Origin of the sequence: Bibersteinia trehalosi USDA-ARS-USMARC-188 (assembly GCF_000521725.1) — a bacterium.
Taxonomy (GTDB): Bacteria; Pseudomonadota; Gammaproteobacteria; order Enterobacterales; family Pasteurellaceae; genus Bibersteinia; species Bibersteinia trehalosi.
This window is the reverse complement of sequence record NZ_CP006954.1, coordinates 131,608-146,230: the sequence shown is the minus strand read 5'-3', so window position 1 is coordinate 146,230 and position 14,623 is coordinate 131,608. Positions and strand designations below refer to the sequence as shown.

Here is a 14,623-nt window from a genome sequence, read left to right as displayed (position 1 = left end):
CTATATCAGCTTTAATCTAAAATCAAAACCGCCAAGCTGTTAAAGCTGGCGGCGATTTTATTTAGGTTTATTAATAATGCAAATTCCGAAACCCTACTTATACATTTTCTCAATCTGCGCTTTATAGCGTTCTAAAATCACTTTGCGGCGCAATTTCAGTGTTGGCGTGATTTCTTCCATTTTCGTACTAAATGCTTGCGAAAGTAAGGTAAATTTTTTCACTTGCTCAAAACTTGCCAAATCCTTTTGTAACTCGTTAATACGCTGTTCAAACATTTTAACGACTTCAGAATTTTTAATCAGCTCCATGCGATCTTGATACGTAATATTGAGCTTTTTAGCATATTCTTCTAGGCTGTCAAAACACGGAACAATAAGCGCTGAAACATATTTTTTTGCATCCGCAATAATCGCAATCTGCTCAATAAATTTATCCTTGCCAATTTTACCTTCAATATATTGTGGCGCAATATATTTGCCATTTGAGGTTTTCATCAGTTCTTTGATGCGGTCTGTAATATAAAGGTTGCCTTCTGCATCTAATTCCCCTGCATCACCTGTTTTTAAAAAACCATCTGCAGTAAAGGCTTTTGCTGTCTCTTCTGGTTTTTTATAGTAGCCACGCATTACCGAACCGCCACGCACTAGAATTTCATTTTCTTCTCCAATTTTCACTTCCATATCGGGCATTAAAACTCCGATTGAATTTGGATTAAAGCCTTTTTCTTGCCAGCATGAGACCGTGGCTGTCGTTTCTGTCATGCCGTAGCCTAATTTCACATTGACACCTATACTTTGGAAAAATAGCCCAATTGAATGATCAAGTTTTGCCCCACCGCACGGCATCATACGAATTCGACCGCCTAATAAATGGCGTAACTTAGAGAGCACCAATTTATCCGCGAGACGATATTGCAAGCGGTGAAAAATCACATTTTTTTTACCAAGAAATTCATTTTCTGCAGTGCGAATCGCCCAGTTAAATAAAGCGCGGCGGTGCACCGGTGCATGGTTTACTTTATCCCACACCGCAGTATAAATTTTTTCATAAAAACGAGGCACTGCACACATTAACGTTGGACGAACCGTTGCCATCGCTTCCCGCACTTGATGAGGATCTTCTAAATAGCAGTTCACCGCTCCACGGTGCAATACATAAGAGATCCAAGCGCGTTCAAAAATATGTGAAAACGGTAGAAAAGAGAGCGATATGTCATTTTCATCGACAGTTGGCAGTGCTTTATCATGTGCTTGTAATTGGTGCCCTAAGTTGGCGTAATCAAGCATAACTCCTTTTGGCTCACCCGTTGTGCCTGAAGTGTAAATAAGCGTGAAAAGATCATCTAAACGCTTTTCTGCTAGACGCTGTTGCAAACACGATTCATCAGCTTCCACTTGTATAAAATCAGCCCAATGTTGTGCAAGGGGAGAGTGATGCAATTCAATATTTGCTTTCATCGCAACAATTTTTTGTAATTGTGGACAGTTGTGCGCTATTTCAAGCGCATGGTCAAACTGCTCCTGATCACCAACAAACAGAATTTTAATATCACCATCATTGAGTACATATTCCACTTGCTTTGCCGTATTCGTTGCATAAATCGGCACAGCTACAGCGCGAATTTGCATCGCACCAATATCTGTGATCGTCCAACGTGGCATATTATGGGCAAAAATTGCAATTTTATCTTGTACACCAATACCGTTGGCAAGCAAAGCATAAGAGAGTTGATTAACCTGATTTTGTAACTCAGCCCAACTCATATCTACCCATTGCTGATCTTGCATAAAACGCAATGCAGGGCGTTGAGCCAACTTTTCTGCTTGGTGACGAAAACGATTGATAAAATGAAAATCGAGAGATGACATAGCCATTTAAACCTGATTATATTCAGCGAACAATTGTTCGCTAATATAATCTTTTCGACTCAAAAAAGCCAGAAAAATAAACAGATGTACGCTGAAATTCTAGTGACTTAGCATCGTCCCATACAACATATATAACGCTAAACCGAGAAAATAATGCCTACACCTACATTAAATTGTTGATTATACCGATGAAACAGTATTGTCATTTTATTCATTAATGCGCTGTAAATAAGATGAATCACTAAAGTGCAAAGCAATAAAATAAATAATAACCAAATATTCTGAGCTAATTACGCTGTTAATTCAGCATCACATTTCATTTGCAAACAAAAAAGCAAGCATATTTACTATGCTTGCTTCTTATATCAATAGGGATAAATTACTCACTTGGCGCAATTTCTTCTGCCGGAACCGCCATATCCTCGGAGACTTCTGCTTTGGTGTTACTATTCATGCTATCTTTAGTCAGCGACAATGCATCCCATACACTTGGTTTGCCCACTTGAACAGTTTGACCTCCTATACAATAACGCTGTCCTTTATCACGCCATACAGGAATTTTTCTCGCACTGCTGCAATCCCAAGAACCAAAACTACTGATACCAACCCACTGTAAATTTGAATTTGCGGGTAAGCGATATGCGGTTGGCTGCGAGCGCTTCAAATACTCTTTGTAAACCTGTAATGCGCCACTTGAGCCGGTTAAATGCGTGTTGGTATTATTGTCTTTTCCAAGCCAAACGGTCGCAATATGCTCACCATCTACGCCAACATACCACGTATCTTTTGCGCCATTAGTTGTCCCTGTTTTTCCGGCTAAGCGTAAGCGGGCAAATTCATTCTGTAGGCTACGTGCTGTACCACGCTCAACAACTTGTTGCATAGCATACATGGTTTGAATGGCTGCTTCCGCTGGCAATACCTGTTTCGCACTTTGCACAGGGTTTGGCTGATAAATTACCTCGCCATTTGGTGCAATAATCGATTCCACCGTCGTTAAAGGAATGCGCACTCCTTCATTGGCAATGGTTTGATAAGATTTGGTAAGATCATACGGCGAAATCGAGTAAGAACCCAGTAAGGTTGATGGGTAAGGCGGAATATCAACGCTGTCCCAGCCCATCTCTTTTTGTTTGGCAATCACATTTTTCAGACCGACTTTCATCCCAATATTGACGGTTGGAATATTTAATGAACGCACTAAAGAGTCCATTAACATTACCGAACCACCTGTGCGTCCATCATAGTTTTTTGGTGTCCACCATGTACTTCCCACTTTAATTGAGCGGGTTTTGTTCTCAATTGGGGTATTTAAGCGGAAATTTTTCGGATCAGAGAGTGCAATGGCATAAATAGATGGTTTTACCGTTGAACCAATTTGGCGCTTAGTCTGCGTAGCACGATTAAAGCCCGCAAATTGAGTATTTCTGTCACCAACCATGGCGCGCACTTTACCTGTGCGATACTCCGCCACCACAATAGCACTTTGTAAATCTTTAATTTTCTTACTGGAATTTTCTAAATCTTCCAATCCTTGAATAACCGCAAGCTCAGCAGAACGCTGTAATTTGCGATCAAGCGTGGTAAAAATCTTTGCCCCTTTCGACAATAACGCTGTTCGGTTTTCACCTAATTGCTGTTTAAGCTCCATATTCAAGGCTTGCATAAAGGCTGGCTGCGGCACATAAAAACCCCCTTTATCGATCACCGCTAAAGGTTGCTGCGATAAAAAGTCGTACTCTGCTTGGGTAATTCTGCCATTTTCCTTCATGACGTAAAGCACCACATTGCGTCGTGCTTTGGCGGCCTCGGGGAAACGCCATGGGTTATAGTTAGATGGTGCTTTCACCATACCCACCAATAACGCCATTTGATTTAGCGTGATTTCATTAATCGGTCGCCCAAAATAGAATTGACTCGCCAAACCAAATCCATGCACTTGATATTGATGATTTTGCCCTAAATAGACTTCGTTTAGATAAGTTTCCAAAATGGTATTTTTGTCGTAGCGGAAATCTAAAATCAACGACATCAGAATTTCATTGATCTTACGCTCGAAGGATTTCTCACGAGTGAGAAACAGATTCTTCACTAATTGCTGTGTTAAAGTACTCGCACCTTGCACGCGTTCGCCAGCTTCGTAGTTTGCTTTTAAAGCACGTGCAATACCGATTAAACTGATCCCGTCATGTTGGAAGAACCGTTTATCTTCTGTTAATAACAGAGCATCAATTAATAATTGCGGATATTGATGCAAACGTAGGGCTTGACGCTCTTCATCATTATCCGAATGGATCATAGAAATTAATTTCGGATCAAGGCGGAACTCTTCAATTTCACGCAGTAAGTTTAAATCTTCAATGCGTGCTAAATACCCATTGAGAAAAGTTAAACGCAACACTCGCTGGGTTTCTGGATTTTCAGGAAATTGAAAGCCTCGACGCAACACCACTAAGCGGTTTTTCTCATCAAATTTAAAATCCCCAGGCGTAATAATGTTATTCACCTCGCGATAGCCGTAATCAATCAGCATTTGGCGCACTTGGTCAGTGGTGAGGTTATCTTCAATTCGAATACTTTCAATTCGGCTATATACTTCCGCAGGCAACTGCCAAATTTGGCCGTCCATTGTAGCTCGAATTTTGCCATCAAGATAAATACCATAAATACCGATGCAACAAGCACCAAGCAGGGATAATTTTAACAACGTCGGAATCCAATACGCCTTTTTCTTTGGCTTTTCTTCAACTTCGTTTTCAACAAATTCTTCCGCCATTTCTTCTTCGTCAGAGGCATTTTCCAAATCGTCTGTGTGCCGAGGAAGAACCGGCTCTGCAACAAAAGTGGTTGATTTTTCGGTTTCGTGGTTGTTCGACATTTTCTTTACCATGGTTTACAAGCGGTGCATTTTTACACAAATTTTGCAAAAATTTAGCCAATTTTTACCGCTTGATAGCGGCTTTGCGGATGAACAATCAACTCGCGGGCTTGAATAATTTGTAACTCATATTTGCCACTTTGCTGGGTAACGCTCATCACATCATTAACCGCATTGGCAGTATGTTCAAAAGCTTCCACATCAGATTTACCATTGAGTAAGTTGGCTAGAAAGATACCACTGGTTAAATCACCCACGCCAACAGGATCTTTTGCCTTAAATTCATGCAATGGACGGCTGATATGCCAAATCCCCTCTTGAGTCGCAAGTAGCATCTCGAATTGGCTTGGATCTTTGCCCACTCGACTTAAATGTTTAACTAGCACCTTTTTTACACCTTTGCCCAGAATTGTTCGAATAGCTTCAATTGCTCCGTCAAAATCCAAGACTGGTAAACCCGTTAGCTCTCTTAGTTCGACTAAATTTGGTGCAATAATATCGGCTTTTGCCATAGCTTCATCACGTAAGAACTCGGCAACCCCAGGAGCAACAATACACCCTTTATCTGGGTGTCCCATAACTGGGTCACAAAAATAGATCGCATTGGGATTTAACGCTTTAATTTTCGCTACCGCCGCTAAAATTTCTGCCCCTTGTTCTGCCGCACCAATGTAGCCAGAAAGAATGGCATCACACTCGTGTAGTGCCTCAATTTCCGCAATACCTTGGGCTATCTCCCCAATCTGCTCTTTTGGTATCACCATTCCTTTCCATTTGCCATATTGGGTGTGATTAGAAAACTGTACCGTATTCAATGCCCAAGTATCTACACCGAGTAATTGCATTGGAAAAACAGCAGCCTTATTTCCCGCGTAGCCATACACCACATGAGATTGGATAGAGAGAACATTTTTCATAAAAACTTCCTGAAGCTAATTGTATTTGGTAATAAATTGGTTAAGTAATGGATTCACCAAATGGCGTTGCATAGGCGGCAGACTCACTTCGGCTTTCCAAAAGGGAATTTTTGCAAAGGGATCATAAAAGGCGATACCATCTAAACGTAAGTAACCTGATTCTGCATAATAAGAAACCAAATCTTGCTTAATCTTCACTACATTCAGCGGTAAATTACTTTCAAAGGTATTAAAATCGTGATCTTTTGCATGCTTTGCTGCTTCACTAAAAAATAGCGAACCATTTTCCATGGCACAACTTAAGCAACTGCCGTTGTGATAAAACGTGAGATAACCATCATCACCATGCGGAGGGACAAAGGTATAAAAAATGCCGCCGGTACTAGAAATACCCCCGTAAACCAGTTTCCAATTCTTTGGGACAAACACCACACCATTTGGCATAGCATACAGCTCAAAATGCTTTAAATACTCGGCTTTAATCTTCGCGTTGATTTGTTTGGCATAGTTAGTCTTAGGCCCTGCATTGCGAGGGTCTTTAAAAATGGTATTAAAGCCTTTCATCTTCACGCCATTTACCGCCACAGTACCACCATCTTGCACGATAGGCTTATACTCGGTGAGGTCTTGCGAACGATCTTGATGGTTGAACTTAAAATGGTACACTTCGGCAGACAGTGTGCTACTTATTATCAGCAGACTGCCTAATAAACCGAATAATCGACCCAACTTTCTCATTCTATTCCTTTCATGGCAATACAAGCGGTCGATTTGTACAAAAAATTTGCTTTGCAATTTTTTAGACAAAAACGACCGCTTGCCATTAAACATAACCGTAAGTCATCAAGCGTTCATATCGACGATCCAGCAGATTCTCGGTATCCAATGGTGAGAGATCTTCTAAATCCGCAAGAATTCGCTGCTTCAAACTTGCTGCCATCTGATCAAAATCACGATGTGCTCCACCTAGAGGTTCTGGCACGATATTGTCAATCAGTTCTAATTCTTTTAGACGCGTAGCGGTTAATCCCATCACTTCTGCTGCACTTGAAGCTTTTTCAGCACTTTTCCATAAAATGGATGCACAACCCTCTGGCGAAATAACTGAATAGGTACTGTATTGCAACATATTGACCTTATCACCCACACCAATCGCGAGTGCTCCGCCTGAACCACCTTCGCCAATCACCGTACAAATCACAGGCACTTTGAGTAACGACATTTCTCGCAGGTTACGGGCAATCGCTTCAGATTGTCCTCGCTCCTCCGCTCCCACGCCAGGATATGCCCCCGGAGTATCAATAAAAGTGATAATCGGCATATTAAAACGTTCGGCCATCTGCATTAAACGCAATGCTTTACGATATCCTTCTGGTGCCGGCATACCAAAATTACGTTTGACTTTGTCTTTCACAGAGCGTCCTTTTTGATGACCGATAACCATCACTGGTCTGCCATCAAGGCGCGCGATACCCCCTACAATTGCCTTATCGTCAGCAAATGCACGATCACCTGCCAATTCATCAAATTCAGTGAAAATACGTTCTATATAATCTAATGTATAAGGACGGCTTGGATGACGTGCCATTCGTGAAATTTGCCATGCATCCAAATTAGCAAAAGTTTTTTTGGTTAATTCTTCGCTTTTCTTCTTAAGGCGAGCAATCTCATCATCAAGATTAATTTCTGCATCGCCACTACTTGCCGAACGCAACGCTTCAATCTTGGCTTCCAGTTCTGCAATCGGCAGTTCAAAATCTAAATATTCAGTAGTCATAATGTTTCCTATATCAGTACAAATCTCTATTTTCCGTTTAGTGCTGCGCTCAAAACATAAAAATAGGGACTTGCCCTATTATTGCCTGAAATAAACTCGGGTTATTCTAACAGTGAATGACAGTATAATCGCAAGATTTACATTTTTTTTCGTAAAAAAATGTACAGATCCGACCGCTTGTATATTATTTGACAATAAATTGCCCCATCAAACCTTTATCACGTAAGCTAAAATCGCTTGCGCCAAAAGTAAATGGTAAATGTGCTTCCGCCATTTTTTCAAATTTGACTAGCAATGTTACCTCCTCATCTTTTTCAATACGTACGGTATCTCGCCATGCCAGCTGTTTATGTGGCTGTGGTTTACGGTTGCGTGTTTCCAATACAAATTTAGCCCCTTGTAGGGTAAAACCTATAGTTTCCGTAGCCAAAATATACCAACGCTCTACACTACCAAGTTTCACTTCGGCATCAATTCGTTTCGGATCAAAACGTTGGCGATTAATTAATGCATCTTGTACACGCAGTTCAAATTTTCGTTCTTGCGCAATCTTTAAATTAAATGCGCTTAAATCAAATTCTGGCAGTTGTGGTTCCATATTTAGCGCCGAAGGTAAGCCCTCTGGCTGCATCTCAAGTACCACATTATCAACCAATTCATGGTTGTCTTGAAAAAATTGTCCCACGGTGTGCAAAATTGAACGCTTTTCACCTGTCAAAAGTGCTACGCGTTCTCCCTCATTGAGATCCACTAATAATTCAACCCGTTCACTCGGCGCTAACATAACGACAGACATTTCAAGTGGCTCAGCAAGCATACCGATACCGGTTGCAATAACATACAACGGCTTACCATTATCCAGCTGCAAAGCATAGTGACGAGACACCGAAGCATTCACTAAACGCAAGCGCACCCAGCCGCGGGGAAGCGTGACTTTAGGGTTCTCTTTCCCATTAACAAATAGCCGTTTAGCCAAGAACGGAGCATTCGCACTAAACACCGGCTTGCCATTTTTATCCAATAACTGATCTTGTAAAATCAACGGAATATCATTAATCCCGTATTTATTCGGTAATTTTGCCTGTTTACTTGCTTCATCATCAATAATCCACAGTCCAGCAATGCCTCGATAAAGTTGAGGTGCAGAATTGAGCATCGTATCAGCATGATACCAGCAGGTACAAGCCGCTTGCTGAATATTGACAATAGGCGACCAACTACTATTTGGCTTAAGCTGACGGTGATTCGACCCAATCATCGCTGTTGGAGCTAGTAGGCCTTGGATGTTAATTGATAAAACTTGTGGCAAGCTGTTTGCATAGGTTAGCTTAACAAAATCTCCTGATTTCACTTTCACCGTTGGCGCAAGATATTGCCCATTCGCGCCCCAAACATCTGCCCATTTCCCTGCTTCAAATTGGGTTTGCGCAGGATGAAAATCTAAACGCACAGGGCGCCCTCTCCCGACTTCTATTAATGGCGGAATACTTAAATTCGGGCGTTCCTTCGCTAATAAAGGTGGAGGTAACAAAGTGAAAGCGCTACCTAAGGTGGCACGATGTAAAAATTGACGACGGGAAAGTTTCATACTACTTTTGTTCTAATCTCGCTACTTCTTGATCCAACTGTGCAATTTTAGCTGCCATCACGCTGTGGCAGCGCTCAATCAACTCTTTTAAATTCTCTCGGTTGTAACCTTCTGTTGAAATCGGATCAAGCTGTTCGCAGATCACAATACCATTATCTTTACGATTAAGATCTACCTTATTATGTAAACTCGAACACACAACTGGTACTATCGGCACACCTGCAGCGATAGCAGTATGAAATGCCCCTGTTTTAAATGGTAATAGCCCCCGCCCGCGACTGCGTGTGCCCTCAGGGAACATCCAAATAGAAACCTGCTTTTCACGAATGATTTCGCCCACTCTATTCATGGTGCTGATTGCACTGCTACGCTTTTCACGGTGAATAAAAATATTGCCTGTTGCCCAATATACCAAGCCAAAAAATGGAATCCAAATCAGGCTTTTTTTACCGACACTCACCGTGCGCTCCGGCACCATAGCCGCAATGGTAAGCATATCGTAGTTGTTTTGGTGATTGCCAATATAGATCGCTGGTTGATTAAATTCTGGTTTTTTGCGAGTAATCACCTTTAAGCCAACTAATGGGTGCAATGCCCCAAATAGGCGTGCAACCACGCCAACACTACTTGGATGACGCCCACGTAATAAAGCATAGATTGTCCCGAAAAGACAAATAAATATTGCTGCGAATACCACAGCAATTACACGCAAAACCTTTAACATAGCCTGCTCCTGAATAAACGGAAAAAATGGGGTTAAGTATAGCTGAGATCCCTTAAAATGCCTATTGCTTAAATTAATATGTCCTCGTTTTCAGCATGACGAAAAAACGCTATAGTAGCAAGGCTGTTATTCGTCAAATAAATAAATTTGAATACGAAACAGCTCCTCATATTTTAACTTCACCAAAAGGAACATTCCTATGACAACAATTACTCTCGCAGGCACACCTATTGAAATTGCAGGCACTTTCCCTACCAAAGATAGCCAACTGGCTGATTTCACCTTAGTCGCAAACGATTTAAGCGATGTCTCACTAGCCAATTTTGCTGGCAAACGTAAGGTACTAAACATTTTCCCAAGCATTGATACTGGTATTTGCGCAACTTCTGTGCGCGTATTCAACCAGCAAGCGGCTAATTTGAATAATACGGTGGTACTCTGCATTTCTGCCGATTTACCTTTTGCACAAGCTCGTTTTTGTGGCGCAGAAGGCATAGAAAACGCTAAAACGTTGTCCTGTTTCCGAGCAAATACCTTCGCAAAAAACCTTGGTGTAGCAATAGTGACAGGCCCATTAGCAGGTTTAACCGCACGTTCTGTGATTGTATTAGATGAAAATAACAAAGTATTACACAGCGAGCTTGTACCTGAAATTAAGCAAGAACCAAATTACGCAGCAGCGTTAGCCGCTCTTGCTTGATCCCTCACCTTCTTCCCCTATCTTGGGGAAGAAATTATGTTGGACAAAAAACAACCATACTTATCCTTCTTTTTCCACAAACACATAACCATTTGTTTTTATTGAATTTTATTATTTATTTCAATAGTTATTCTGAGTTATACACGATTTCTTTCAACAATTATCACAATTTTATCCCCAGCCAATGGGGATAAGATCCTGCGCTGATCGCTCATTTAAATGATTAATGCATCTACTTTGATCTTTTTGCCAGCTTTTCCGCTGTTTTTTACCACTTTTCTGGTGATTTATCCAGAGTCTGACGAGCTTGTCTAGAGCGTTATACCACAAAAAGATCCTTTTCAAGATCAATTAGTTACCACCGTTATCCACAAACCAATTTCTGAGAATACTCAACTTATCCACAGATTTATCCACTTTGGTAAATTTTTAAGCAAAATTAACCGCTTGTTTTGGGCTTCCGCCTTGTTCTAAAGGGCGAATTATGAAACAATCAACGCCATTTTGAATTTAAAAAAATAAGGCGGTCTAAATTGATCGATTTCGATGGTTACCGCCCAAATGTTGGTATCGTCATCTGTAATAAACAAGGGCAAGTTCTCTGGGCAAAACGGTTTGGACAAAATTCGTGGCAATTTCCACAAGGAGGAATTCACGAAGGTGAAAACATTGAATCTGCAATGTACCGTGAGCTTTATGAAGAAGTTGGTTTATCTAAAAAAGATGTGCGCTTACTTTGGGCATCGAAGTATTGGCTAAAATACAAATTGCCAAAACGCTTAATTCGTCATGACGCCCCTAGTGGGCAGCCGGTCTGTATCGGGCAAAAACAGCGTTGGTTTCTGCTACAGCTGACAGGCAAAGAGAGCGAAATTAATCTCGGCACAACCAAAACACCAGAATTTGATGGCTGGCGCTGGGTGAGTTTTTGGTATCCTGTACGCCAAGTGGTTTCATTTAAACGAGATGTCTATCGCAAAGTCATGAAAGAGTTTGCTCAAGTGCTAATGAATGAAAGCAAACGCGCCGAACTAGAGAGAGGGCGGGAAGAACGTGGTGAAAAACGGCCTTTTCGCAATGAAAAATATGACGGACAAAAAGCCCGTTTTCATAAGGGGAAAAAATGATCTTTATCAGCTTTTTAATTCTTGGCGCAGTCGCGGGCTTTTTAGCAGGGCTATTTGGTATTGGCGGCGGTATGATTATCGTACCAACATTGGTTTGGTTATTACCCCAAATGGGTGTGGCAAATGAATTACTGATGTCGATTGCACTCGGTACCTCTTTTGCCACTATCGTATTCACGACTTTCTCCGCAGCACAACGCCATAATAAATTAGGCAATGTTGAATGGTCTGTCGCAAAATTTTTTGTGCCTGCATTGATGACAGCAGTATTTATCTCTGGTTTGCTGGTTAGCGACTTACCAAAAGAAATAATGACCAAGATCTTTGGCACCTTGGTGCTCTATATGGCAATCAAAATGTTCTTGGCACTGAAACCAAAGCAAACCGAAACCAAACCAATGACAACACAATCTATGCTTATTGGCGGAGGAATAATAGGTGTGCTATCAAGCTTTGCCGGCATTGCAGGTGGTGCTTTTATTGTGCCGTTTTTAAATAGCCGTGGCGTGGAATTAAAACGAGCGATTGGCACATCTTCTTTCTGTGGCTGTTTGTTAGGCGCTGCGGCAACAATTAGCTTTATAATCAGTGGCTGGAAAAATCCAAATCTGCCGGAATATTCACTTGGCTATGTTTATTTGCCTGCACTATTTGGCATTGCCGCCACCTCAATTTTTACTTCAAAAATCGGCGCTAGCATGGCAAATAAATTACCGGTTGCGACACTGAAAAAAGCCTTTGCCATTATGCTCATGTTAATTGCATTAAATATGTTTTTGAAATAAGGAATCGCATGAACCAGTTTTTCGTTTTCCCTAAAATCGATCCCATTATCTTTGAAATCGGTCCAATCGCATTACGTTGGTATGGCGTGATGTATCTGCTTGGTTTTGCTTTTGCTTACTGGCTTGGCACCAAGCGTGCCAAAACCTCTAACGGTGTATGGAGTGTTGAACAAGTTGATCAACTGCTGTATAACGGTTTTTTCGGTGTAGTACTGGGCGGACGTATCGGCGATGTACTGTTTTACAACTTTGAGCAACTCCTTGCTGATCCGCTGTTCCTTTTCCGCATCTGGGAAGGTGGAATGTCATTCCATGGTGGCTTAATTGGGGTTATCGTCTCCATGATTTGGACAAGCTATCGCCAGCACCGCAGTTTCTGGCAAACCGCCGATTTCATCGCACCACTAATTCCTTTTGGATTAGGCTTAGGGCGTATAGGTAACTTTATCAACAGCGAATTATGGGGACGGGTCACCAATGTACCTTGGGCAATGGTAGAACAATATGCGGACGGTTCATTTAGCCCGCCTCGCCATCCATCACAGTTATACGAAGCCTTTTTAGAAGGTTTAGTATTGTTTGTTATTCTAAACTGCTTTATCCGTAAACCTCGTCCAACAGGCTCGGTCGCAGGGCTATTCTTAATAGGCTATGGCGTGTTCCGCTTTGTGGTGGAATATGTACGAGAAATCGATCCAACCGTAAATACCACAGCAGATTTAATCACCCGTGGGCAAATGCTCTCATTACCGATGATTATTGGTGGCGTAGCGATAATGGTTTGGGCGTATAAAAAGCGGTAGTTTTACGGCAATAATTTACAAAATAACCGTAGGGGCGGATACATCGTGCCGCTCTTAAAAATAAAATTCAAAAAAGGATAAAATATGACCATATCTCAAACCCTATTCGAACAAGCGCAAAAAGTTATCCCAGGTGGGGTAAATTCACCTGTACGTGCTTTTAAAGGTGTAGGCGGTACGCCTGTGTTTATTGATTCTGCCAAAGGGGCATACATTACTGACACTGACGGCAAAAAATATATTGATTATGTTGGCTCTTGGGGCCCAATGGTTTTAGGGCATAACCACCCTGCAATTATCGATGCGGTATTAGAGGCCGTGCCACACGGATTAAGCTTTGGTGCACCAACGGCAAAAGAGATTGAATTAGCAGAACTCGTTTGTAAGCTCGTGCCAAGTATTGAGATGGTACGTATGGTAAGCAGTGGTACAGAAGCAACAATGTCAGCAATCCGTTTAGCGCGTGGTTACACTGGGCGAGATAAAATCATTAAATTTGAAGGCTGTTACCACGGGCATTCGGATAGCTTACTCGTTAAAGCAGGTTCCGGTGCTTTAACACTCGGGCAACCAAGTTCACCGGGTGTACCAGAAGATTTTGCCAAACATACACTAACTTGTGAATACAATAATTTAGATTCCGTCAAAGCCGCTTTTGAACAATATCCAAATGAAATTGCTTGTTTAATCATTGAGCCAGTGGCTGGAAATATGAACTGCATTCCACCAAAAGAGGGATTTTTGCAAGGTTTACGTGAACTTTGCACGCAGTATGGCACAGTATTTATTATTGACGAGGTGATGACAGGTTTCCGTGTCGCACTCGGTGGCGCACAATCTTACTACGGCGTAACCCCTGATTTAACCACGCTCGGCAAAATCATTGGTGGCGGTATGCCTGTGGGGGCATTTGGTGGTAAAAAAGAGATTATGGAATTTATTGCACCAACTGGCCCGGTTTACCAAGCAGGCACACTTTCAGGCAATCCAATTGCAATGGCTGCAGGGCTAGCCTGTTTAACTGAGTTAAGTAAAGATGGCAATGAACAACAACTTGTAGCAAAGACCGAACGCTTAGCCAAAGGCTTTAAAGCAGCGGCAAGCAAACACGGCATTCCACTTTGTGTGCAGTATGTCGGCGGTATGTTCGGCATTTTCTTTACCGATCAAGAAAACGTGACAAGCTATGCCGACGTAACAAAATGCGATGTACAAGCATTTAACACCTTCTTCCACAAAATGCTTGAACAAGGCGTTTATCTTGCCCCTTCGGCATTTGAAGCCGGCTTTATGAGTTTGGCTCACACAGATAGTGATATTGAACAAACGCTTGTCGCGGCTGATCGTGCTTTTGCACAGATGAAATAATTAACCAAGCGGTCTAATTTGCTTATTTTTTTGCAAAATCATACCGCTTGTCACTGCCGATTGAGCAGTTTATCTGAAATAGAGAGC

At 41.7% G+C, this 14,623-nt stretch carries 12 protein-coding genes; 5 read left to right on the top strand and 7 right to left on the bottom strand.

All coding sequences use genetic code 11. The annotated features are described in order from the left end of the window. Positions 1-93: 93 nt before the first annotated feature. From F542_RS00665 to F542_RS00635, 7 genes are all read right to left on the bottom strand, one after another. Positions 94-1,869: an AMP-dependent synthetase/ligase gene (locus F542_RS00665; protein ID WP_025266695.1), complete on the bottom strand. Its 1,776-nt coding sequence runs from the start codon at positions 1,867-1,869 to the stop codon at positions 94-96. Between the two features lie 379 nt (positions 1,870-2,248). Then, positions 2,249-4,645, bottom strand: a complete 2,397-nt coding sequence (gene mrcB, locus F542_RS00660) for a penicillin-binding protein 1B (RefSeq protein ID WP_025266694.1) — start codon at positions 4,643-4,645, stop codon at positions 2,249-2,251. 155 nt (positions 4,646-4,800) lie between these two features. Then, positions 4,801-5,664: a pyridoxal kinase PdxY gene (pdxY, locus tag F542_RS00655; protein WP_015433525.1), complete on the bottom strand. Its 864-nt coding sequence runs from the start codon at positions 5,662-5,664 to the stop codon at positions 4,801-4,803. Between the two features lie 15 nt (positions 5,665-5,679). After that, positions 5,680-6,402 carry a DUF4850 domain-containing protein gene (locus F542_RS00650; RefSeq protein ID WP_025266693.1) on the bottom strand — a complete coding sequence of 241 codons (723 nt, stop codon included), beginning with the start codon at positions 6,400-6,402 and terminating at the stop codon, positions 5,680-5,682. A gap of 85 nt (positions 6,403-6,487) precedes the next feature. Then, a complete protein-coding gene (accA, locus tag F542_RS00645) occupies positions 6,488-7,441 on the bottom strand; it encodes an acetyl-CoA carboxylase carboxyl transferase subunit alpha (RefSeq protein ID WP_015433527.1) in 954 nt (317 codons plus the stop codon). 184 nt (positions 7,442-7,625) lie between these two features. Further along, positions 7,626-9,029: a multicopper oxidase domain-containing protein gene (locus F542_RS00640; protein WP_015433528.1), complete on the bottom strand. Its 1,404-nt coding sequence runs from the start codon at positions 9,027-9,029 to the stop codon at positions 7,626-7,628. Position 9,030: 1 nt separating this feature from the next. Further along, positions 9,031-9,753, bottom strand: a complete 723-nt coding sequence (locus F542_RS00635; RefSeq protein WP_015433529.1) for a 1-acylglycerol-3-phosphate O-acyltransferase — start codon at positions 9,751-9,753, stop codon at positions 9,031-9,033. 199 nt (positions 9,754-9,952) lie between these two features. On the opposite strand from F542_RS00635, the gene tpx reads away from it, so the two are divergent. From tpx to hemL, 5 genes are all read left to right on the top strand, one after another. Beyond that, a complete protein-coding gene (gene tpx, locus F542_RS00630; RefSeq protein WP_015433530.1) occupies positions 9,953-10,453 on the top strand; it encodes a thiol peroxidase in 501 nt (166 codons plus the stop codon). Between the two features lie 533 nt (positions 10,454-10,986). Further along, entirely contained in the window at positions 10,987-11,580 is a 594-nt protein-coding gene (rppH, locus tag F542_RS00625; protein WP_015433531.1) for an RNA pyrophosphohydrolase, read from the top strand. Continuing rightward, positions 11,577-12,365, top strand: a complete 789-nt coding sequence (locus tag F542_RS00620) for a sulfite exporter TauE/SafE family protein (RefSeq protein ID WP_015433532.1) — start codon at positions 11,577-11,579, stop codon at positions 12,363-12,365. The genes rppH and F542_RS00620 overlap by 4 nt, the downstream gene beginning before the upstream one ends. Positions 12,366-12,373: 8 nt before the next feature. Next, a complete protein-coding gene (lgt, locus tag F542_RS00615) occupies positions 12,374-13,168 on the top strand; it encodes a prolipoprotein diacylglyceryl transferase (protein ID WP_015433533.1) in 795 nt (264 codons plus the stop codon). 84 nt (positions 13,169-13,252) lie between these two features. After that, on the top strand, positions 13,253-14,536 hold the full coding sequence (hemL, locus tag F542_RS00610) for a glutamate-1-semialdehyde 2,1-aminomutase (RefSeq protein ID WP_015433534.1): 1,284 nt from the start codon (positions 13,253-13,255) through the stop codon (positions 14,534-14,536). Positions 14,537-14,623: the final 87 nt, after the last annotated feature.